The 23,041-nt window shown below is 44.4% G+C and carries 15 protein-coding genes and 5 pseudogenes; 10 read left to right on the top strand and 10 right to left on the bottom strand.

What is annotated here, in order from left to right; genetic code table 11:
* The first annotated feature begins 45 nt into the window (after positions 1–45).
* The 5 genes and pseudogenes from BK127_RS30530 to BK127_RS30510 form a co-directional block, all read left to right on the top strand.
* A complete protein-coding gene (locus tag BK127_RS30530) occupies positions 46–984 on the top strand; it encodes an ABC transporter permease (RefSeq protein WP_372237386.1) in 939 nt (312 codons plus the stop codon).
* A 14-nt stretch (positions 985–998) separates the two neighbouring features.
* Positions 999–1,880: a carbohydrate ABC transporter permease gene (locus tag BK127_RS30525; protein WP_076235887.1), complete on the top strand. Its 882-nt coding sequence runs from the start codon at positions 999–1,001 to the stop codon at positions 1,878–1,880.
* Positions 1,881–2,036: 156 nt separating this feature from the next.
* Positions 2,037–4,355: a helix-turn-helix domain-containing protein gene (locus BK127_RS30520; RefSeq protein ID WP_083689722.1), complete on the top strand. Its 2,319-nt coding sequence runs from the start codon at positions 2,037–2,039 to the stop codon at positions 4,353–4,355.
* Between the two features lie 648 nt (positions 4,356–5,003).
* A complete protein-coding gene (locus BK127_RS30515) occupies positions 5,004–6,236 on the top strand; it encodes an MFS transporter (protein WP_179097659.1) in 1,233 nt (410 codons plus the stop codon).
* A 163-nt stretch (positions 6,237–6,399) separates the two neighbouring features.
* Positions 6,400–6,627: pseudogene (locus BK127_RS30510) on the top strand (transposase); the annotation flags it as partial.
* Between the two features lie 20 nt (positions 6,628–6,647).
* Here the strand turns inward: BK127_RS30510 and BK127_RS44020 are convergent.
* Both BK127_RS44020 and BK127_RS30505 read right to left on the bottom strand, forming a co-directional pair.
* Positions 6,648–6,869: a hypothetical protein gene (locus BK127_RS44020; RefSeq protein WP_179097658.1), complete on the bottom strand. Its 222-nt coding sequence runs from the start codon at positions 6,867–6,869 to the stop codon at positions 6,648–6,650.
* Positions 6,870–7,068: 199 nt separating this feature from the next.
* Positions 7,069–7,962 (bottom strand): LysR family transcriptional regulator, encoded by an 894-nt coding sequence (locus BK127_RS30505; protein ID WP_076235884.1) that lies wholly within the window; start codon positions 7,960–7,962, stop codon positions 7,069–7,071.
* Between the two features lie 128 nt (positions 7,963–8,090).
* Here BK127_RS30505 and BK127_RS30500 point away from each other — a divergent pair, with 128 nt between their 5' ends.
* Positions 8,091–8,570, top strand: a complete 480-nt coding sequence (locus BK127_RS30500) for a RidA family protein (RefSeq protein ID WP_076235883.1) — start codon at positions 8,091–8,093, stop codon at positions 8,568–8,570.
* Entirely contained in the window at positions 8,567–9,541 is a 975-nt protein-coding gene (locus BK127_RS30495) for an aminopeptidase (protein WP_076235882.1), read from the top strand. Before BK127_RS30500 ends, BK127_RS30495 begins: the two co-directional genes overlap by 4 nt.
* 407 nt (positions 9,542–9,948) lie before the next feature.
* Here the strand turns inward: BK127_RS30495 and BK127_RS30490 are convergent.
* A pseudogene (locus BK127_RS30490) lies at positions 9,949–10,293 on the bottom strand (IS6 family transposase); the annotation flags it as partial.
* Positions 10,294–10,703: 410 nt separating this feature from the next.
* Between BK127_RS30490 and BK127_RS44015 the strand changes: the two are divergent.
* From BK127_RS44015 to BK127_RS45800, 3 genes and pseudogenes are all read left to right on the top strand, one after another.
* Positions 10,704–10,874, top strand: coding sequence for a hypothetical protein (locus tag BK127_RS44015; RefSeq protein WP_179097657.1), 171 nt, complete (start codon positions 10,704–10,706; stop codon positions 10,872–10,874).
* Positions 10,875–11,535: 661 nt separating this feature from the next.
* Positions 11,536–11,727 (top strand): annotated as a pseudogene (locus BK127_RS42655) (DDE-type integrase/transposase/recombinase); the annotation flags it as partial.
* Between the two features lie 188 nt (positions 11,728–11,915).
* Positions 11,916–12,146: a helix-turn-helix domain-containing protein gene (locus BK127_RS45800; protein ID WP_083689729.1), complete on the top strand. Its 231-nt coding sequence runs from the start codon at positions 11,916–11,918 to the stop codon at positions 12,144–12,146.
* A 184-nt stretch (positions 12,147–12,330) separates the two neighbouring features.
* Here the strand turns inward: BK127_RS45800 and BK127_RS30470 are convergent, their stop codons facing one another.
* The 7 genes and pseudogenes from BK127_RS30470 to BK127_RS30445 form a co-directional block, all read right to left on the bottom strand.
* Positions 12,331–13,212 (bottom strand): carbohydrate ABC transporter permease, encoded by an 882-nt coding sequence (locus tag BK127_RS30470; protein ID WP_076235879.1) that lies wholly within the window; start codon positions 13,210–13,212, stop codon positions 12,331–12,333.
* 12 nt (positions 13,213–13,224) lie between these two features.
* The gene (locus tag BK127_RS30465) at positions 13,225–14,166 is read right to left on the bottom strand and encodes an ABC transporter permease (RefSeq protein ID WP_076235931.1); all 942 of its coding nucleotides are present in this window, start codon (positions 14,164–14,166) and stop codon (positions 13,225–13,227) included.
* 72 nt (positions 14,167–14,238) lie between these two features.
* Complete coding sequence (locus tag BK127_RS30460) at positions 14,239–15,921, bottom strand: extracellular solute-binding protein (protein ID WP_076235878.1); 1,683 nt, start codon at positions 15,919–15,921, stop codon at positions 14,239–14,241.
* 238 nt (positions 15,922–16,159) lie between these two features.
* Positions 16,160–16,513: pseudogene (locus BK127_RS45065) on the bottom strand (Ig-like domain-containing protein); the annotation flags it as partial.
* Positions 16,514–16,531: 18 nt separating this feature from the next.
* The gene (locus BK127_RS45060; RefSeq protein ID WP_256711524.1) at positions 16,532–18,589 is read right to left on the bottom strand and encodes a carbohydrate-binding protein; all 2,058 of its coding nucleotides are present in this window, start codon (positions 18,587–18,589) and stop codon (positions 16,532–16,534) included.
* Between the two features lie 291 nt (positions 18,590–18,880).
* Positions 18,881–19,717 (bottom strand): annotated as a pseudogene (locus BK127_RS45055) (glycoside hydrolase family 43 protein); the annotation flags it as partial.
* A gap of 140 nt (positions 19,718–19,857) precedes the next feature.
* Positions 19,858–23,022: a carbohydrate-binding protein gene (locus tag BK127_RS30445; RefSeq protein ID WP_076235875.1), complete on the bottom strand. Its 3,165-nt coding sequence runs from the start codon at positions 23,020–23,022 to the stop codon at positions 19,858–19,860.
* Between the last annotated feature and the right edge of the window lie 19 nt (positions 23,023–23,041).

Raw genomic sequence — 23,041 nt, 5'->3', positions numbered from 1 at the left:
GTGCAAGAGGAGGACATCCCATCCTCCTCTTGCCAACAAAATCAAATGACGCCAACAAAGAAAGGACAGAGAGCTAACTTTATGGAAAATCTCGCCAAAGACTTTGCGCGCAATAAATATTTATACTTGATGATGGTTCCCGTGATTGTTTATTATGCTATTTTTCATTACGCACCCATGTATGGAGCCATCATTGCCTTTAAGGACTACACACCTATGAAAGGAATCACGGGCAGTGAATGGGTCGGGCTTTCCCATTTTAAGGACTTTTTCAGCAGCTATTACTTTTGGCGTATTTTGAAAAATACAGTCGTAATCAGCTTGTATACGTTGTGCTTTGAATTTCCTGCACCTATCATTTTGGCGATCCTCATTAATGAAGTCCGGCACCATATATTTAAGCGCTTCGTACAATCGGTGACGTACATGCCTTATTTCATATCGCTCATCGTCATCTGTGGGATGATCAACGATTTTACCAACAGCGACGGGATTATAAATAAGCTGTTCATGTATTTCGGCTATGACGGCCAGGCGATGCTGCAAAAGCCGGAGATGTTCCGTTCAATCTATGTAATTTCTGAAATTTGGCAAAAAATCGGTTGGGAGTCCATCATCTATATTGCCGCACTTACAGGGATCGATCAAGAGCAGTACGAAGCAGCCCATATGGATGGAGCCAGCCGTTGGAAGCAGATTCTCCACATCACCCTGCCCGGTATTATGCCCACCATCGCTATTATGTTTATTTTGCGGATGGGAAACATGCTGAATGTCGGTTTTGAAAAAATCCTTCTTCTCTATAACCCGGTCACTTACGATACCGCCGATGTTATTTCCTCCTTCGTTTATCGAAAGGGTCTTCTGGAGTTCGGCTGGAGCTATAGTACAGCTGTAGGTCTTTTCAATTCGGTCATTAACTTGATTCTGTTATTTTCCGCAAATTATATCAGCCGCAAAGTCAACAAAAGTAGCTTATGGTGAAGGGGATATCGAAAATGAAGAAATACACAAGTGTTTCCGACAAGTTGTTTGACGCGGGGACCCACACGTTTCTGCTTCTCTTAGTGATGGTCACGCTGTATCCGCTGCTGTATGTGGCGTTCGCTTCCTTCAGCGATCCGAACCAGCTGATCAGCCATAAAGGGCTTTTGTTTAAATCGCTCGGCTTCAGTATCCAAGCATACAAGAACGTGTTAGCCAATCCGGCTATTTTGACGGGCTATCGCAACACTCTTTTTATCCTAGCGTTTGGTGTGACTATGAATGTCTTGATGACCTCGTTGGGCGCTTACGTGCTGTCTCGGAGCAACGTGATGTGGAACAAAGCGTTTATTTTGATCATAGTGTTCACGATGTTTTTCCAAGGCGGCCTCATTCCTTTTTATCTGGTTGTCAAAAACGTCGGTCTGATTGATTCGTTGTGGGCTACCATCTTTCCGTTTGCCATCAGTACGTTTAATTTAATCATTATGCGGACCGCCTTTATGGGGGTGCCGGAGAGCCTCGAAGAATCAGCCAAAATAGATGGAGCTAATCACTTCACTATTTTGTTCAAGATCATCCTCCCTCTTTCTATGCCGGTGATCGCGGTTATGATTCTGTACTATGCTGTCGATAAATGGAACGGGTGGTTTTATTCTTCGTTATTTCTCAAGGATCACAACCTATTTCCCCTGCAGCTCATACTACGCGAAATTCTGATAGCGAATTCGACGGATAGCATGGCCGCAGGAGCCGCTGCAGCCGACCAGTACCAAATTGGGGAAACGATCAAGTACGCAACCATTATGGTCGCTGCGGTACCGATTCTGTGCGTCTATCCGTTGGTTCAAAAATATTTCGTAAAGGGCGTTATGGTCGGTGCATTAAAGGGATAAAATCAGTGACAACAGGGATCTGTAATTCCGAATTATAATTATACTTCTCCTTAAAGAAAATATAAAATAGATATCAGATAGGAGGCGATTTTACTGATCAAGCGCATCATATCGATCAACCGTCGCAGCATTGTATTGACATGGTTTTTTTCTTACATGGCCATTCTTCTTCTGCCTGTCATGATCAGTATCTTCGTGTATATCAACTCCAAAACGACGCTGGAGAGTGAAATTCATAAAGCGAACAACTCTTTATTGAAGCAGGTCCGCGAGATCATGGATAACTACTTTCAATCAATGGAGCGCTTAAATTTTGAGATGACCTGGAATTTACAGGTGCAGGAACTTCTGTACTCGAACAAATACACTTCTTTTCCTAACGACTATACGTATGATCTTTATCGGGTGAGCGAGAACTTTAATCTATATAATAGTACGTACTTATTTGTTGATCTTTTCTACATGTACATGGCGGATACGAATACGGTGGTTCTGCCAGGTTTCATACGAAGCGCATCCTATACCTATCAGACACAGCATTCCAATCCATTCTTTTCTTACGAGCAATGGAGGTCTATCGTGAGACATAAGGATTTTAAAGGCTTTCTGCCTATGATGAGAATTGATGTAAATGGCAAGATTATCAAAACTGCTGCCTACATCAGCACCTTCCGCTCGGATAAAGATGCGCCGTTGGCAACTAATGTCATCATGATCGATCAATCCCGGATTTTAGGAGCGATTCAGAACGTAGAGCTATTCAATAAAGGCCGCGTCCTAATTGTAAACCGGGACAACGAGGTACTGATTTCCAATTCCGCGGAGGGCCTTCCCTCCGACTTCCCTTATGAGCAATTGGCGAGCGGCTCCAACTTCTTTTACTACAAGAAGGGCGGAGAAAGGTATGAGGTTCAATCGATCCAGTCGGACCGTTCCGGTCTTAAGTATGTCTCTATGATTCCCAGCAGCTTGTATTGGCAAAAAGCGGAACATGTGCGGCGCCTTACTTATGTAAGCATTCTGATCAGCTTGTTGGGTGGCGGTTTACTGACCTACATCTTTTTACAAAAAAATTACACTCCCGTTCGGCGCTTGGTTCAAGCCTTTTCCGGAAAAGCGAATATGAGTTACGGCGGGGAACATAACGAATTTCATTTTATTGAACAAGCGATCGGCAGTACGCTGAATGAAATGAAACAAATGATGGATCAAATGAAAAGTCAGCATCAGATTCTGCGCTCGAACTTTATCGTCCGCCTCCTGAAAGGACGGGTTGATGGCCGGCTTCCAGTCGACGAATCCATGACCACCTTTAATATCACGCTGCTGTCGGACAATTTTGCCGTCATGTTGCTTTATGTGGAAGCAAGCGCTCCTTTCCACGACCGTATTGAAGGAATCGATGAAAGCGAGAAGCTGAAGCTGCTGCAGTTTATTGTCGGCAATGTGGTGGAAGAGCTTGCCGATCAGCACCATCACGGCTATGTGACGGAGGTGGATCAGGCACTGGTCTGTCTGACTAATTTCAGCCATAAGGACGCGGAAGAGCTTAAGGAGGATCTGTTGCGGATAGCAAGGGAAGCTCAAACGTTCTTAAACACACACTACCATATTCATCTGACGCTCTCCTTGAGTTCGATTCATAGCGGAATCAACGGAATCTCCAAAGCGTATGTGGAAGCGCTCGATGCCATGGAATATAAGCTGGTCATGGGCAGCAAAGAAATTTTGTCATATGCGGAACTTCATAAGGCCGACCTGGAGGATGCTGAAAATGCTTATTATTTCCCGCTTCAGGTGGAACAGCAACTGATTAATTATGTAAAAGCAGGCGATTTTGTCAGGTCCCGTGAGACACTTGACGAGATTATTCGCCGAAACCTGAATCGCACGCCCATCTCGGTCGCCGTCGCCCGTTGTCTGATGTTGGATTTGGTCAGCACGATGCTGAAAACTATAAGTGAAATCGGAGCTGGGCAGGAGAACTTTTTATTCCAAAATCCGAAGCAAATCGAGCGGCTTACATCCTGCGAAACGATTCAGGATATGCAGCAGCAGCTGACAGAGTTGCTCATGAACGTATGTGAGTATACATCTGCCAAAAGCCAACAAAGCATTCAGCAGTCGCGACAGCAATCGTTGAAAAAGCTAATGGATCGTGTTACCGCTTTTATTAATGAGAATTTTCATGACCCTAGATTGAATATTTCGATGATCGGTAATCACTTCGATATGAAACCCGCTTATTTATCCAAACTTTTTAAGGATCATACGGGAGAAGGGCTGCTCAATTTCATCAACAAAGCGCGGGTGGAGCGGGCCAAGCATTTGATTGCCGACCGTACCAAAAGCTTGGCGGATGTATCCCGTTGTGCAGGTTTCAATGAACTGAATACATTCATCCGAATATTTAGGAAATACGAAGGCATCACACCTGGAAGGTACAAGGAAATGATGGAGGAGAAATCTGAATGAAATTAAAAAAGACAGTACCTTTCCCTAATGGACAGGATATTTCACCTATGGAGCAATTATCTTAGAACCGGTTCTGTGGAGGGGTTCACTATGCAGAAAAATATAGTTGATCCATATGAAATCGAATATCGATTCCGGACCTTGAGCTAGGTTGCTCGCAAATTAGCAAATTATCCTCGGGACATCTCTTTTTACGCCGGAGCGCAAAGATGATGTTTTTAAAATGTTGGTCACGTATGTAGAGCATGGCGGCAACACGTTGAACGGCGAAAGTTTACAGTCTAGGCAATAGTCGAGCAAGTTTTGGCCATGTGGATGAACGAAAGACGAGCCCGAAGACATATGATCGTCATTAATAAGGGGCAGGACTTGCCCACTTAATGGAACATTCCAAGATTATGATATTTCTTACTTTATGATTACCAATATTGGATTTAAAATCCAACTGCAAGAGAATTTTTCTTGCTATGAGTTATTTAGAAAATACTATGCTCAGACTAAGAATGCAAAGTGTGTCATTTTTACTGGACAACTACAAGATTAAAAATTTACGAGATTGCATCAAAACTCGGTTATCAAACCACTCATCATTTTATTAGGAAGCCGGTAAGCTATCGGAGGTGTAGTCACTAATCCTTTAAAAAGGGCGTGAGCTGTATTTTGCTTCAATCAACGGATTCCATACTAAGGCAGCCGTCTTTCGCGAAATTTTGGTCCTCGGGAATTTTATCCTCATCATCCTTCCAGATGCTCTCGGTTGCGATCGGATGGCAGATGTACGACTTAACTCATGACGCTTTCAGTCTAGGTCTCGTAGGCCTAGCGCAGTTTACCCCAATGGTGCTGCTTACTTTAGTTGTCGGTCATGTCGCGGACCGCTTTGACCGCCGAAGAATTGTGTTCTTGTGTCAAATCCTTGAAGGCGTAGTCGCTGCACTTCTGCTATTAGGAAATATTGCGGGCTGGCTTGGCCGTGAACAAATTTTGCTGGCCGCAGCTATTCTCGGCGCTTGCCGTGCCTTCGAAGGCCCATCGTATTCTGCGCTGTTACCACAGTTGGTGCCTAAGGCAATCCTTCAGCAAGCCATATCATGGAGCACCTCTGCCGGGCAAACAGCCCAAATCATAGGTCCTTCTCTTGGTGGTTTGCTCTTCTCACTAGGAGTCGGCTTCGTATATAGTACAGCAACCATAGCGCTGCTAGTCGCTGCAATACTCACTTTTTTGATCCGTATGGAGCAAAGCATTCGAAGGTTGGAACCCGTATCCTTGCGCTCCCTCTTCTCAGGCATGGTATTCGTCTATCGCAATAAAGTGATTTTGGGGACCATATCGCTTGATCTCTTCGCTGTCCTCCTTGGCGGTGCGACAGCGCTTTTACCGATATTTGCTCAGGATATTCTGCATACAGGTCCGTGGGGATTGGGACTGATGCGGACGGCCCCGGCGGTTGGTGCACTATTAATGTCGATTATTTTCGCCTATTTTCCGCTTAAAAAAGCCTTTGGACCTACGCTGTTCGGGGCACTCGCTGTTTTTGGAATCACTACTATGATATTTGCCCTTTCAACAAACCTGTTTGTCTCGTTGTTTGCCTTGTTTCTCGTCGGAGCTTCAGACGTGGTCAGCGTCGTGATTAGGACTACACTTGTACAGTTGCAAACTCCAGATGATATGCGGGGCCGAGTAAACGCTGTGAACTCGCTTTTTATCGGGACTTCCAATCAACTAGGGGAGTTCGAGTCGGGCATGCTGGCCGGGTTTGTTGGAGCTGTTCCCGCCGCCTTCATCGGAGGCCTTGGAACCGTAGCAGTTGCTGGCCTGTGGATGTATCTATTCCCATCGCTCAGACGGTTGCGGTCTCTATCGGAAAGTAAATAAATCAGGATACCCATAAAACAGGGTATCCTGATAGTCTGTTGATAAAGGTCAACAGGCTTTTTTAAGTAAAATAGCTTTAACAAATCACCGCGTTAATATAGCTAATAAATCTGGGTGGTGATCTTATGTTACGCTCCGAAAAAGATGTTCAAAAGCATATGAATTGGCTGGTATCGAAGAACTTGTCCCAAAAGACCACCTGCTAAGAATCATCCAAAAATATAATGACTTTTCTTTCATACTTGAAAAAGTGAAGCCTTTTTACAGCGAGGATAACGGCCGACCCTCCACTGACCCCATTCGTCTCTTTAAAATGATGCTGATTGGCTATCTATTTGGCATTCGTTCTGAACGTCAGCTTGAGAAAGAAGTTCGTGTAAATATAGCTCACTGATTAACCAGATGGCTCTCTCACACCGACTTATTCACGATCCCGCCTCCATGTTCAGTTCTCTCCTTCTCTTCATCATGACCAATCTTCGCTCCCAGTGAAGGAAACGTAAGTCCAAACCCAAGAAAGGGAAAGAACGTTCCAACAAGCGAGAGAAGGTGGACTACCGTCTCGAATCCGATCGGCATCGTTCTACCATGATGTGGTACATCCGCATCTATGCCACGATGATAGGCCAGCACATGGACGCTTGGTATGTGCATCTAACAAATGATTGGAAAACGGTGAGGACAAAGATAGAGCAATTCATAGTTGCCTAAAAAAATGAGGTGTTTCTATATTTGGTTCGGTCTGCACATTTTTGAATATGGTTTTCAATACCATGTTTTCCAGCTCGTATTCCCCTCATTTCTTCCACTAACCCCATTCAACTTGGAGAGGCTATTGTGAATAATTGGCATACTTCATTATGAAATTATAATAAACTTCAACACATGGAATCCTAGGGTGAATTTTTGAAGTAGCCAGATAAATGTTTCTATATGCCTTTGGATGATTAATGGGAATTTTCTTTATTGAGAAATTTTCTAAGACATCCAAATCAGGAACGATGGCAATACAATTGTTATGATTACTGGAAACCAGCCCAGCCATCGTGATTTCCTCCGCCATCGTACAAAAGTAAGTAGGATTTTGGGAACAGCTCGAAAAGAGTCGATCAATAAAACTTTGAATTTCGCCTGCTGTTTCAGTGTAGCTTATCATCGGATAGGGTAGTAATTGTTCCAAAGATAATGAAGCATGATTTGCGAGTGGATGATTTTCAGACGTGATGCAAACTAACTTTTGTTTTAAAATCGGAGTGAATTCTATATTGGGTTCATTAGTCATGTAGGTACATAAGCCAAGATCTACCGAACCGTCTTTAATTTTCATGATACTCGTCACGGTATTGCATTGATGGAAATTAATTGTAATATTTTTGTGTTCAGTTTGAAAGTTTTTAATGAGTGTGGGTACAAAATGATAGCCGAGAACAAATAAGAAGCTAAAGTCAATGATGCCGGAATCCTTTTTACTGAATTGATTCAGTAAGCTATAACCCAGTTCAATTTCTTGGAATCCTTTCGAAACATTGGAATTTAATAGTCTTCCATATTTCGTTAATCGAACGTTACGTCCGTCTTTTTCAAACAACGGAACCCCAAGATCTTTTTGCAGCAATGCCATGGCACGGCTTAAACTTGGCTGCGTAATACAAAGAAACTGAGCTGCTTGCGTATAATTCTGAAATTCCGCCATTACCTTAAAATAATAGAGACTATTTAGGTTCATGATCGTCTGCCTCCTTCTCGTTATTGTATCAATAAACATAGCTTCAAGCTATAGATTCTTGCATAAATAAGTATTGGTGGTTATGGGATGATTCGGAGTATGATAAAAACAGAAGGAGGGGTGTGAATATGAGCTACGAAGAAAGTTTGGAAAAATCAGGGTATAAGCTTCCGACTCTAGTCAATAAGCGTATATTTGAAGCGGGAGTTAAAACTGGCAATTTGATTTTTGTATCTGGAAATGCTGCTAAGGTAGATGGCATCTTGAAGTATAAGGGAATTGTAGGCGATACCATTACTATGGATCAAGCGCAAGATGCCGCCAAAATCGCTTTCGTCAATTGTTTAGCAACCGTACGAAACATGATGGGAAGTCTTGATTGCATTAAGAAAATTGTAAATATAAAAGGTTATGTAGCCAGCACATCAGATTTTATTGAACAGCCGGAAGTGATGAATGAAGTCTCTGCCTTAGCAAATGAAGTGTTTGGCGAAGCGGGAAAACACAGCAGGATTGCAGTCGGGGCTGCTTCTTTGCCAGGCGGAACACCAGTAGAAGTTGAGATTGTAGTAGAAGTATTATCAATAGAGAGGGGAAAGGATTTATGAAAGAAATGCCAAAAGATATGCCACTAGGGATTAAACAATTATTTACGAGTATTACACATTTAAAGGAAGGAGAAAAGGTACTAATCATCACGGATGATAATAAAAGGGAAATTGGTGAATTCGTTTACAAATATGCAAAAGAGCTTTTTGATACTACGATGATCGTTATGTCACCAAGAGAAGGCCACGGCGCAGAACCGCCAGAAACGGTGAAAGCCGCATTAAATCAATGCGATGTAGCCTTTGGTGCGACTACGATGTCCATGTTCCATTCAAAAGCACGTTTGGAAACAAGTAAAAATGGAAGATTACGCTGGGTTGGACTTCAAGACTATGCTCTCCATATGTTTGAGAAAGGCGGTTTAACAGCAGATTTTGACGAAGTGAAACAAGTCATCGATCGAGTTTCTAAATATTATCAAGGGAAAAGGTTTACACTTACCACTCCCGGAGGAACGAATATGGTTTGCAGTATAGAAGGTCGTGAACCTGTTTTCGATTATGGAACTTCCACAGTGCCTGGTTCCGCTTCATTTCCACCAAATTCTGAAGTAGCGCTTGGACCAGTTGAAGGGACTGCGAACGGTGTAATAGTATTTGACGGAAGCATTCCTCATCCTTTATTGAACTTAATTGAGGAACCGATTACATGTACTGTGAAGAATGGTTATATTACGGAAATTACAGGGGGACGTGAGGCAGACATTTTACGGAAAATGCTGGCTGACTTCAACGATCCAACGGTGTATAATATTGCAGAACTTGGTCTTGGGTTAAATAAGGAGAACTTTCTATGCGGCCATATGGCACCGGATGAAGGGTCCTTTGGAAATATCCACATTGGTATAGGAAAAAATTTAACTTTTGGCGGTCATGTAGATTCACCATTGCATATGGATTTGGTTATGAAAACGGTAACAGTAGTAATTGACGACTGCACTATCATGAAAGACGGGGACTTGCTTGTATAAATCTCTATTCCTTAAGTCGTCACCGGTGGAAAGGGAGCATAAAACGATTACGCTCCCTACCTCTATATTGAACTACTCTCCTTTGCAATCAAGCTGTTAAACCTGTACGGAATTTGATTAGAGGTAAGCGTAAAATACTACCCACCTGTTATCCCAATTTTGCCTATGAGATAATCTTCCTCAGAATGAAGCGAGGAGGATTTTTTTATGTCACAGTCAGAAGTTAGACAAGAATGGGAAATTCGCATAGCCGTATATCGGGCTAGCGAGCAGAGCGCAGCGGAATGGTGTGCCGCTCACGGAACGGGCTAATCCACGAGTATGAGGCTAACACTACTTTTGAAATTAATCGATACATCTTACTTTTACCGATGCAGGCAAGCACATTTCGATTATGGTGCAAGAATGTTTAAATACTTGGTCTGTCTAATCAAGGTTTCTTTTGTTAACGCATTTTCATTGATTAATTCTTGTATGGCTGGTGGATATGCCGGGTTTTTATCCAAAGTGATCACACGTGGGTTTTGATGATGTGGAGAGGACAAAGCCTTTGTAAAGAAGCGCTTAGCAGCTGGCATATCACGGTTTTCAGATATCATGAAATCAATCGTTTTTCCCATCGAATCAACTGCCCGATATAAATACTTCCATTGTCCTTTGACTTTGATATAGGTTTCGTCAGTGCGCCATGAATCGTTTGAGGGTTTCAAATAGGTACGGATTCGTTTGTCTATTTCGGGTCCAAACTCATAGAATCTCATGGTTACATCATATTTGCGGCTCTTGAAGGTAGTTGTGGTCTGGATAAATCAATCATGATTTCAGAGAAATTGTTAGATGAATGGTCTTACGACCAACTTGATGGTAAGAAGCAACAGTGGGCAGGCGGTTGGTCGTGAGTAAATAGTACTGTGACAATTATGATTAAGGCTGCATGTGAAAGTGGGTTGAGAAGGTGAGTGGGGAGTAGGGGATATTGCGTTTATCTATCTCCATATAATGATAATAGTAGAGATTTTTTCATCTCTAACTTGAATTCAAGGAGACTGACGAAATTAAAATCGAACATCATGCTATCCTGTCCATCGTGACTACCGAGACCACTCTTAGAAGAGAGAAGCTTCAACGGCTCTACCAAACTATCGGTTGGGAGGATTATATCATGGCAGTCCATGGGCTGAAGAAGCATTATCTAGTCGATGCTAATATAATCGAAAGTGGTGATAAGCCAGAGCAAGATAGGATTGGACTCTTCGATGTTAAGCCAACTGCTTTGAGCTGGATAGCTTTAAGGCAAGTAGAGAATCAGTCAGGGTTTTCTTATTTATCTTAATACCGTTAATTTTCTAACTTTAAATTGGAATCTATCTTTCAAATAATATTCTCCATTAATTAATACACAGTCATACGTTTGCCTCTGAATGATACCACTAATGTCTATGATCTCATTCTCGTGATAAATGGCAACAGGTAAGGCAAGGAACTTAGCGTTGTCAAAGTCGAAAGGGGATTTGAATTGTTGATGAATATGAAACATACTGCTCAACTACTTTCCAGGTTATTCTGGAATTCAAAATTGATTTTGCACAGGTTAAGATTTCGTAAATGATACTAAATATCCATTGATGCCTTCCTTCTATTATCATATAATAATCATATGGAGGGGAACGTATGAGCGTATTTCAGATAAATAAAGAGAATCACTTACAACTGGTATATAAGATAATGTAGTTATTGCTAGAGATGGAGATAAACTAATCGTTGTACATAGTAAGCGTAGTATAAAGCCCCAACTCCCATTTGAAATTACTCAGCAGGTGTATGAACACTGGAGGAAAAGAGACAGTAGAATGGATTTTACAGATACACCATATAATCAATTGTTTGCATCTAATGTAATAGCACAAACAGAATTAGAATGTGTGGTCGATTTTAATAAGATTGAGTTTATTGAAAATGAATGAAGAAACATTACTCCGACAACAGAAATATCTAAACAAGAGCATCGATTTATAAAGAAAGTCATTAAACCCATGCTTGGATTCAAATCATTCAGTACTGCAGAGAAAACAATTGCCGGAATCGAAGTCATGCATATGATAAAGAAAGGACAGATCGATTGCTATCATTCGTCTGTCCTTTCTACAGTTAAATTTATCAATAAATTGTTTGGTTTGACAGCATAACAAAACCAAAATCGCGAATATCTTTGATCAGTTGCAATTGTTGCACCAAAACCCGAAATAGTTCAGCGAAGTCTTTTTTTACTCAAACAAGAGGGTTTTGGTCACGCTATGTTGTTCGCATACCTTGAGAATACAACTGCAATTCAGTATTGGAAAAAGAATGGGTGGGTAGCTTTGCCTAACGTCCTATATCATTACAAGCACTTATAAAGAGGGCTTATTATATTGCAGCAAACTATACCCGAAAGTTAACCCTAAATGAGCTGGCCGACAGTATACATATCAGCCCCTCCCATCTAGGGCATATTTTCAAGGAAACAACAGGAGAAACTCCCTTTGAGTTTATTATCAAATATCGGATCGCCCGCGCAAAAGAATTTCTGGAAATCGGCTGCTCCATAACGATACTGCAAGATTAGTTGGTTTTGGCGACATGTTTTATTTCAGTAAGTACTTTAAGAAAATAGAGGAGATCTCCCCGACTAAATATACGGGGTTGTAGTGGAGTCATCGTCCTTCACACAGGTGCCCGGCAGCAAAAGCCCTTCCCACGACAAACGCGAAAAGGGCTTTTGCTGTTCGGGTTCGCTATAATTGTCAAGTTTAACCTTTGAGCGCTCCGACCATTACTCCCTTCACAAAATACTTCTGCAAGAATGGATATGCTGCCAAGATAGGAAGTGTAGCAACCATAATTGTTGCATATTTTATCGTTTCTCCAATTGCTGCTCTGTCCTGAGCTACTGTTCCGGACATCATTTCATCCGTACTGTTGGAAATCAGGATTTCTCTCAGCGCCAGCTGCAACGGCCATAATTCTCTATTTCTTAAGTAAATCATGGCGCCAAACCACGCATTCCAGTGGCCTACCCCATAATACAGCACCATAACGGCAATGGTTGGCAAAGCCAGTGGCAAAATGATTTTAAATAGTATGATGAAATCATGTGCACCATCTATATGGGCAGATTCTACCAAACTGTCCGGAATTCCCTGGAACGCTGTTCTCATGATAATCAGATTCCAGGTTCCGATTGCTCCGGGAATGATCAAAGCCCATAATGAATCCATTAAACCGAGATTCTTGACTAACAAGAAATTGGGAATCAGCCCGCCACCGAAAAACATGGTGAACACAATCATGATGGTAATCGGCTTTCTCCAGAAGAAATCTTTCCTGGAGAGAACAAAAGCTCCCATGGATGTCATAATAATATTGTAGGCCGTACCCACTACTACAATAAAGAGCGTATTCATATACCCGGAATAAATGATTGGGTTTTTTAACACAGCTTTATAAGCCGCTAGGCTCAAATTTAATGGCTTTAGGAGTAAGCCGCTATGGGCTGTAAGCTCATCTGCACTGCTCAAAGATGCAAAAATAACATAAACAAACGGATAGGCCGTTATCACAGCCAGTGCTGCTAATATAATAATATTCACCGAATCGAAAATGTAATCCCCAACTGTCTTTTTGACAACCATACCTTCCACTCCTTACCAAAGACTGGTTTCATTAACCTTCCGGCTAACATAGTTTGCTGTTACGATTAAAATCAGATTCACTATAGAGTTAAATAGTCCCACTGCTGCACTGAAGCTGTAATTTGCCTCCACCAATCCACGCCGGTACACAAAGGATGAAATGATATCCGCTGTTTCATAAGTGCTAGGATTATAAAGCAATATGACTTTTTCATATCCTTCACTCATCATATGGCCAATATTCATAATTAATAGGATCACAATTGTGGGAGCAATTCCCGGTAGAGTGATATGAACAAACTGTTTCCACCTTCCGGCTCCGTCGATGGTTACCGCCTCATATAGCTCTGTGTCAATAGCGGTCAGGGCAGCGAGATAGATAATCGACCCCCAACCTACGCCCTGCCAGATACCTGTACCTACATAAAGTGTCCTAAACCATCCTGCTTCCACAAGGAAGATGGTTCGGGAGCCTCCAAAATAAGCAATAATATCATTAATCAGGCCATTTTTTGCGAAAAAATCGATAATCATGCCACAGATAACCACCGTTGAAACAAAGTGTGGTAAATAGGTAACGGTTTGAATCGTCTTTTTAAAATATTTACTTTTGATTTCATTAAGCAATAACGCCAGAATAATGGGTGCCGGAAAAGCAAAGATAAGCTGATAGAAATTGATTAATAAGGTATTTCGGATGACTCTCCATGCGGAGATACTGTTAAAGAAATCATGAAAATGTTTTAGTCCTACCCAAGTACTGTCCCAGATTCCTTTTACGGGGCTAAATTGTTTAAACGCGATGATGACCCCATACATTGGAACGTAGTGAAACAAGATATACCAGGCTACTACGGGCAGGGCCATCAATATCAACCATTTATTTTTTTTATAATCTTTTTTTATTGCCTGAATGAGGCTTGGCTTTTTGTATATCAAATGTTGCGGCTGCATCTTTACTCCTGGCACTATTGGAACCTCCCTGTATTGTGAAATGGGGGAATTTCTTCCCCCATTTCAATCATGCTATTTATCAAAGATGTCGCTGATATTAAACGATTGCGGATTTAATGCCTGCGGGAATTTTTTAGTGAACCGATCATAGGCACCCTGTCTAACTTTGTTGATATCCTCAATACCCAGCTTTTTGATTTGCTCCACATATTTATCCCAAGTAGCATCCACATCCTCTTTTCCCATAAGCCACTTCAGGAACATTTCATCCTTATACGTGTTAATTTCATTTTGTTGGGTAGTGGTTTGAGAAACTTCATCCGGTGTCAATGTTCCTCTATAGCTCTTATTAGCTTTAGTAACCTGCTTTGCATATTTTGTCCAGGTTTTTAGTGACTCTTGTTGCTGGGGTAACGCCATGTACTGCTCAAAATACCTTCGATCCTGTACAAAGGGTCCGTCTTTAAAGGCGCGGGCGTAAAACTGTCCCATGGTTGCGATAGGCTGTCCGTTGGGATTATTCGTAACCAGCTCCGTATATTTGGGATATCCGTTTTCCATCTTATAGCTCACGCCCTCTATACCGAAGTTATAGAGCATGGAGCCTTCCTTCGTATAGCCATAATTCAGGAATGCGAGCGCTTCCTTCAGATTCTTCTTAGCTGCGCTGGTAACGTTCCAGGCGCCACCGCCAGTGGTAGGTCCATCCTTCGCCATAAAGGGATTGGAGTCGCCCTTGTTAAGGACGAGATACGGCATGGCGACCAAGTCAAATTTGGAGCCCTTGTTCTTCATCAGCGGCAAGTATTTGCCAAGACCTGAACCGGTGTTTCCCACGGTTGCGCCGGCTTGATTTCCGGTAATTTTGGCATCGATGGTTTTGGAATTATTCGTAGCCAATTCGGGGTCTAAGATACCCTCCTTATACCATTTCACCATGGTCTTGGCATATTCTTTAAACCTTGGGTCAATAGCTCCGTATACGACCTTACCATTCTCAATGAAGTGATCCTGGTTAATCCCCCATGCTCCGGTAAAGTAGATTCCTTTAATATTTCCGACATTTCCGGTAAAAGGTACCGTTGCACCCTTCTTTTCTTTGAAGGCTTTCAATACCGTATACAATTCGTCAATAGTTTCCGGCACTTGTAGTCCCAGATCGTCCAACCAGTCCTTACGCAAATAGCCTCCAAAGTAAGTGTATACACTCTCGTGACCTTTGAGGAAAGGGAAGTAAAACTGCTTTCCATCCTCTGTTTCTACATCCATTAATAAATCAGGATAGGCTTCATAGATTTTGGCAAGATCCGGTGCATACTTGGGGATTTCTTTCTTTATGTCAACCAGTATTCCATCTTCAAAGGCTTTTACACTTCCTCCCGGATAGTCTCCAAAGGTGCCCACAATAAAATCGGGTATGTCGCCGGACGCAAGCATAAGATTAAACTGCTCCTTCGCCGAGCCTTCTGTAGGATGAATATACTCAAGCGTAACATTCAGTCTCTTCTGCAGCTCTTTATTCAGTTCTGACTCGGCATAATTCTTCATAACAGCAAGAGCAGTGCTCGGCAGGGGCTCCCAGACGCGGAATTTTACCGGTTTCTCAAAAGGTAATTTTATTGCGGTATCCGTCGGAGTCGAATTAGTTGGTTCAGCCCCTTTTTCCTCTCCACATCCTGTCATCACCGCAGATGACAAAAGTGCTATCAAGAAGGAACCGGTAGTAATCTTGGTAAAACCCTTTTTACTTAACATTTTTTTCTCCCCTTAAGTTTCATGTTATTGCTAGGGCAAGTGTAGTATTTCTATCAACCGTAAATCAATCTCCATCCAACAGAATGCGTATTCAAAATCCCCAAAGTCAATATTAAATATGGGAAAATCATCATCAAAAAACAAAAATCGTTGCAAAATCGATGACGGAACTCGATGATATCCTCCGGTAGGAGTTTTTCTCTTTCTATCTGATCAAACCCTTAGTTGTTGCACCAAGCTATAAAGCGCGCGAGTATGGCGGATACTTTGGCCCGGGAGAAGCGGTTGGAACGGAGGCATTGCTGCCGCCAATCTGGTTGTCTTCGTCGATGTCGTCATGTACATAAACATTTACGGTCACTGTGCAAGTATCAGAGAAGCCGCCGTCTTCAGTGGCCACCTTAATCACAGCTGTGCCGGCGGTATGGACCGTCACCAGACCGTCCTCATCCACAGTAGCTACAGCAGGGTTGGACGAGCTCCATGTCACAGCCTTGTTATCCGCGTTAGCGGGCTCCACTTTTGCAGTAAGCTGGACTGTTAAACTCCCAGAGTTGGTATACAGTAGGGCACTGGTCTGATTCAGGCTTACGCTGGTGACAGCTTTCGGTTACTTGTAGGCCACAATAGTCAACTCCACATGGGGACTGGCTTTATGGGTATCGGTCTCACGGTATCGAATCCAATAAGTCCCGGGCGATAGATTCGGGATGGTATCACCTGTTACACTCGACCAGGCGCTCCCATTGTCGGCGGACCATTCCATGGATGCGTTGACGCCGGTAATGCGTCCATCATTGGCGTTAACCCCTGTTTCATTGATAGGTCCAAGTTTTTCGGGCGCAACCTTCGCTCCTCCCGCAACCATAACTTTGAAATCATCGAAGTCGATGGAGGCATTGGCGAATTTGTCGACGCCCAACACCTGGCCAATCAGCTTGGTGCCGCCTGTATGGCGGAAGTTATAGTCAGTGGCCACCTCAACATCATCAATATAGACGGTATAGGTCTTGGCCCCCCAGTTGACCACCATCTTGATTTTATACCATGTATTCAGTGAAGCGGGTTGGACTGGAACCTTATTAGTAGGCCCCTTCTGCACTAAAATGGTACCCTTATCAAACGCCGTGACCACGGAATAATTGCTCGTACCGCTGTCATTTCTCACCATGGCGCCATTGAAGTACCCGGTTCCGGCGTTTAATCTGGCGCGGTATTCGATAACGATGCGCTGATCCGCTTCAGCCTTCGCCTCGCCTGCAAACGGCAGGAACAGGTTTGCCTTGGGTTCCGTAGTAGCGGGTGTGGCCAGCCGCAGAAATTTATTCCCGTTCTCTTCCTGCACAGTGGCGGTAGAGCCTTTGGTCAGGGCTTCGATCGTAATCCCGAACGGGTACTTGCCCGTCTTATCGTCGGAGAAATCCCGGTAAGCGTTATAGAACACGCCATTCTGTGTACCGTTGAACGAACCTAACAGATCTGCTTCCGCTTGAGCAAGGGCGCTCTGTGCCTGGTTAAGCTGCTCTTCTGTCAGGTTGGCGTCTGCGGATAGTTCCTCCGCATGGTTCAACTGAGCCAGGAGGGCGTTATACGCCGCTTGACTATAGCTTCCCAAACCTTTGTCCAGAGGGTATGAGGAATTGTCTATCCTGCTCTTAACTTGATTCACGATTTCATCAAGCCCCGATCCCAGGACAACCTCCACGGAAACGGCAGTAGGAATCTTCTCCCCATTCAGTGTCAGTATGGCAGGCACCAGCACAGTGCCCAGTGAGCTGAAGTTCATTCCATCCAATTTCCAATTAACCGTGGCAGTGCCCTTCACTCCCTTGTAGATGACCTCCACAGCGGCGGGCAGTCTGGGTGTCACTCCGGAGGGAGTCTTGATTGGAGTAAGAATCTGCGGTAGCAGAGACGGATCAGGAGTTATCATCAAGTTAAAGCGCGCTTCCTTGCCGCCGTATGTGGCTTGAATCACCGTATACCCCGGTTCAGTGTCATATACATGACCGGTGACCGAAACTTTAGCTACGTCGGGGTTACTGCTGGAGTACGTGGTGCCAACGCCAGCCGTCACATCCCGAGCTTCATAGGTGTTGTAGCTTGCTGCTACCCGCAGCTGCCCTGTCTGCCCGCTGGTCAGGACGTTGTTCAATCCGCTAATGGCAATGGACTGCATAGATCTGGGTTCAGCGGCAACAGTAACCGCGGTCGTGGCCGTTTTCCCATCATATGTTGCGGTGATCGTGGCGCTGCCCGCCCCGACCCCCTTGACCATATCCCCATCAATAGCAACGACCGCTGTATTGGAAGAAGAGAAGGATACTCCGCTCTCCACAGGGGAATAGGTAGTGCCTGTTACCGTATACACAGGCAAACTGCGACTTTCATCCAACCCCAGCGTATACCCTGGAGATTCGAATAAAATTGTCGGCGCGGTATCAAGCCCGAATACATCCATACTGTCAATTTCGGCAAGGTTGGTGTCTGCCGAGAAGCGGACGGTATTGTCGCCTTGCTTGAGGAGGACTTTCGCTGTGGAGATTCCCCAACGATTCCAGCCGGAATGGATGATGTTCAATTTGATGCCGGAGCTCCCGTTGACCGACAATATCTGGGTTGCCGCTGTACCGCTCAATGAGCCGTTGGCATTGCGCACAGACAGCATATAAAACCCCGTCCCCGGCACGTCGACTGTAAACTGGGCATAATCATTGGTGTTCGAGATGTTGACGATCTTCATTCCGCCGGAAGCGGTGATCTCCGGCCGGACAGCGGGGCCGCTTCTGCCACTGGGGTCTTTCACCAAGAGGGCGGCTTCCGCCTCATAGCGCTTTCGCACCGGCTCACCTGAAGGGATGGCAATCGGTTTATTCGGCTCGACGGGCTCTCCCAGGCTCGGTGTTCCATCCTCGTTCCAAGTGAACTTCTGTGTGCGGATACTGCGGTTCCAGCCTGCGCCATCCCAGCGGGCGCCGTGGTAGACAATCCAGTCCTCAGTGCCGTCGGGAGAAGTGGTGAGGCTGTGATGACCCGGGCCGACAACGCCGTTGGCGCTGGAGAAGATTGGCTTGTCCCGTTTCGTCCAAGAGTTGAGATCCATCAAGTCAGTGCCAATCTTGGCCGTGATCAGTCCGAGGCAATAGTAGTCTGTCCAGCTACCGTTTGCGGAGTAGACCAGGTTGATGGTATCGCCCTTTATCGTGATTTGGGGACCCTCATTGATCTTGCCCGGGGTATTCTCCCAAGCATACTCAGGCGTTGAAAGCTGCAGCCGTTCCGAGCTGATGGTTTTGGGATCGCTCATTTTGGCAATGTATAAGTTCTGGCCTTGCCCCGACTGATCACTTGCCCAGCCAGACCAGATGAAATATTGTTGATCATGTACCGTCAGCACCGTGCCGTCGATCGCCCAGCGGTCGGTGGAATCGGTAATCTTCCCTATAAATTTCCATTCTCCGCTCATCGGATCAGCATTGGTGTTCTCCAGCACGTACATGCGGTGATTCTTTCCTTCTCCGTTGTCGGGTGAGAAGTAAATATACCATTTGTACTGGCCATCTGCATCTTGGAGATAGTGAATTTCCGGTGCCCACACATTGGAACTGTACATGGTACCCGGAACCGCTCTCCAGACAACTACCTTATCGCCTGCATCAATACCGGTGAGCGTCTTCGATCTCCAGAGTGTGACATTCCCGCCGGTTGTATGGGTGTAGTAGTAATAGCCGTCCGTGTGCTTGTAAGCATAAGGATCGGCACCGTTCTGAAGGATAGTATTGTAGAAATTGGACACTTCTGATCCCCCCGTTGTCGAAGCTGATATCGAATCTGTCGTATCTGGCGTCGGCTCTGCAGCCGCAGCTGCTCCAGACCATTGCGGCAGCATCAGCAGCACTGCGAGATAAAGCAGCAGATGCCTGAATCTTTTCCTGATCATGCGCAATCCTCCCTGGAATCATATAGTCTCTCGGCTTTCACCGAGGTAGATGGGACAACGGGTGCCTTCAAAGTTACCGTATGGGTGCTGTCTAGAATACTAACCGCTACAACACTGGAGGCAGTCAGTCCCCCGATCGTTTCAGAGATTTGATATGCCGTAGGGGATACAGTCTCCGGAGTGAGTTCGATGATGCCCAAATCCACACCATGTCCGTTCACATCAACGGTCGTTGTGTACGGCTTATAGACGGCTTTTTGGACGGTTAAGTCGTATGAACCGTTCGCCAGGCTTGCAGCGAATTTTCCTTGTCCATTCGTATAATAAGTGCTTCCTCCAATGGTTACCCGGGCCTCGTCAATCGGAATGGTTGAGTCTTTAGCGTATACGGCTCCTGTCACTGTGTGGGTGGGAGAACCCGAAAAAGGCGCTATCAGGGTTAATGTAAACTTATCAAATGCAAGGCTATAGCTTGAGCTCAAATCATCTTTACCCGTGATCCTGAAATCCAGCGTTTGGTCGCCTGCTTGAGAGAAAGTCACGTCTCCATAATCTACATCCGTGTAGAGGAATGGTCCGTATTCATCGACTGTATTGCCCGTTGCCGCTCCATTCACATAAAGCTGAGATATACCTTTGTCATCGTCCTTTTTGAGCAATGCCTTTAAGTTATATGTTCCTGCCGACGGTACATGGATTGTGTACTTTACCCAGTCGCCTACAGCATTGGCTTCATATACCGCTGCAGATCCTCCTGATGCCGGAGTTTCTGAAACTGTACGGTAGTTGGCTCCCGAATTCGTTTGGGAAAGGGATTCCGCCTGGTACTCATAGGTAGTACCGGGAGTTACTTTCACGATATATGCCGTATCGGTTCCCATCGTTGGTAAAGCGATAGTTAGGGCATTATCGGTAACTGCATAATTGCCTTCCAGTTCAATTTTTGTTCCCTGCTGTTCTTTACCATTTTTTGTTTTTGTATTCTCTACAGATTCAACTCTGATATGAACCTTTCCGGCATTCCGCAGGTAAGCCGGGATATCCTTCAGGTTTAACGGTGTATCGTAACGAATCGTATTATCGGGATTTCCCAGAAGGATAATGGATCGTTTCGCTTCGCTGTCGCTGGTCGCGAAGGCCTCCACCTGTTCTTTGTTCTGGATGGTTTTTACCTTTCTGCCCGTAGCATGGCCATACCAGTAATACAGATACCAGCGGCTTGTAGGCTCGGACAGTGTGGCGGAATCCGCCAATTCGTCCAAACCTGCTCTGAAGTCAGGATTATCACCTTGCCATTGAGTATTTCCCTTCAGGGCATAAAGCAGACCGTTCTGCTCTGATCTCTCCAGCCTGGCGATGTAGTTGACTGACAATCCGGGATCATAACCCTGGTTGATGTCACTAAGCTCCCATGGCCCTTGATATTCGGTAATTGCCAATGGCATTGGAGTGATCCCGTTTTCAAGCATCCAATTCTTTATCTCCAGTGTATGTCCTTCAATGTCTAACGGAGCACCGGACAATTCGTGCCAGCTCAATATATCCGGCAAGGCATTATTCTCTTTGCAATATAGTAGGAATTCCTTCAGACCCTGGAAATTATATCCAAGATATTCCGGCGCCTGAACTTTGTTATGTGGGTCCCAATTCTTGATGACGTTATAAGCCCTTTTGTGTGTCTCATTGTAGTACTCCATACGGTCTTTCCATTGAATATTAGGCTCATTCCATGTGATCCATGAATGTATATCATAATTCTTTTCTTTAGCTTCATCCAGAAGCTTCCGTACATAGTCTTCCCATTCCTCATAGGTCGTGAAAGGTCTGTCATTTACGGGTCTTCCGGGCCACTTTGTTTTACCGTCATCAAATTGAAAACCATGATACGCATTGATCATGATTTTTGCTCCAGTAGCCTTGACACGGTTATAGGTAGCAGGGTCAAACAGGCTCGGCAGCCGCTCATGGTAGGTAGCACCCCTGACCGTCCTCACGGCTAACGGATCAATTAACTTCTGGGCCGGATCAATCTTCCCAATCCCATGCAGGAAACCGCTTGCCAATTGAGAGGCTTCTCCCCAGTCTTCGGAATAATCAATGGTTACAGCCGTTGCCCTCATAGCATCTGTACCTTGATAAAGTCTCAAATTATCAAGATTAGGGCCTTCATTGACGGTGGTCGTCAGTTTTATGGTATTATTGCCGGCCTGAAGAGTAGCCGTTCTATGAACCCTTTTCCACGTTTTCCAATTAGCGGTTGCAGGGAAGGGAAGAGGGTCTATGTCCGGGATACCATTAACTTCCACTATAAGAGGTCTCTCGCTCTTAGTATTTTTGTCGTTGGAGTATCTGATTTCTAATAAGTAGGTTCCTGCGACAGGTACATTCACTGTCCATGTTATAGAACCGCCGGGCTTGGCATGGAAATCTACAAATCCGCTGCCTTGAAAATCTCCATTGTTCTTGTTGCTATCGACCTTCGCATTAACCAATTCAGCGTCTTCAGCTTCGTATACCGGAATTGAAGGGGGGGCTACAACAGCGTTATCAAACTTTGCAGATTGATTGAATGTAGCAAATCCGACTTTGCCCGTTGTAAAGGATTCATCGGACACGGAAAGCTTTCGTTCACCGTTTACGAATCCTTCTATCGTACTGCCGTTAACATGGATTTTCAGATTATACTCTGTATCATATATCAGTGGATTGGATATGGATTGCAGCACGATCCATGTACCGGCTTCTTTCTTTCTCAGAGCGAATGTTTGGTCAGAAGAAGTATATGCGAGCTCATAATAGTTATCATGATCGATAAACCTTGCCATGAGATGTACCGAATTGGTTGTATAGCTGTCCAATGCCTCTACATTTACATCGGCACTAAATGAATAGTTTGTCCAAGAGGGTTCTCCTACTACGCTTTGAGCAGAGCCTGACAGACTGCTTTGCCTGTAAGCCCCGTTTCCTGCATTCAAATAGGTCCCCCAGGTTCCGCCCTCAACAGCCCAATTTGCTGTTGAAGCGTTTTCAAAATTGTCAGATAAGAGATACACAGGTACCATAGACTGGGTGGCAGCGAATGAAGCTGCAGGCATCAAACTGAACAGCAAGGATAAAACCAATAAAAGGGACACAAACAACGTTTTCTTACTTTTATCCATGTGTCACTACTCCATTTCA

Source organism: Paenibacillus sp. FSL H7-0331, from assembly GCF_001956045.1.
Note: the sequence above shows the minus strand (reverse complement) of the source record. Positions and strands in the feature narration are given on the sequence as shown.

Coding starts and splice junctions, on each gene's coding strand:
- BK127_RS30530 (WP_372237386.1), top strand. CDS start 46: ATGACGCCAACAAAGAAAGGACAGAGAGCTAACTTTATGGAAAATCTC.
- BK127_RS30525 (WP_076235887.1), top strand. CDS start 999: ATGAAGAAATACACAAGTGTTTCCGACAAGTTGTTTGACGCGGGGACC.
- BK127_RS30520 (WP_083689722.1), top strand. CDS start 2,037: ATGGCCATTCTTCTTCTGCCTGTCATGATCAGTATCTTCGTGTATATC.
- BK127_RS30505 (WP_076235884.1), bottom strand. CDS start 7,962: ATGAACCTAAATAGTCTCTATTATTTTAAGGTAATGGCGGAATTTCAG.
- BK127_RS30500 (WP_076235883.1), top strand. CDS start 8,091: ATGAGCTACGAAGAAAGTTTGGAAAAATCAGGGTATAAGCTTCCGACT.
- BK127_RS30495 (WP_076235882.1), top strand. CDS start 8,567: ATGAAAGAAATGCCAAAAGATATGCCACTAGGGATTAAACAATTATTT.
- BK127_RS44015 (WP_179097657.1), top strand. CDS start 10,704: ATGGCAGTCCATGGGCTGAAGAAGCATTATCTAGTCGATGCTAATATA.
- BK127_RS30470 (WP_076235879.1), bottom strand. CDS start 13,212: ATGGTTGTCAAAAAGACAGTTGGGGATTACATTTTCGATTCGGTGAAT.
- BK127_RS30465 (WP_076235931.1), bottom strand. CDS start 14,166: ATGCAGCCGCAACATTTGATATACAAAAAGCCAAGCCTCATTCAGGCA.
- BK127_RS30460 (WP_076235878.1), bottom strand. CDS start 15,921: ATGTTAAGTAAAAAGGGTTTTACCAAGATTACTACCGGTTCCTTCTTG.
- BK127_RS45060 (WP_256711524.1), bottom strand. CDS start 18,589: ATGCTGTCTGTGCGCAATGCCAACGGCTCATTGAGCGGTACAGCGGCA.
- BK127_RS30445 (WP_076235875.1), bottom strand. CDS start 23,022: ATGGATAAAAGTAAGAAAACGTTGTTTGTGTCCCTTTTATTGGTTTTA.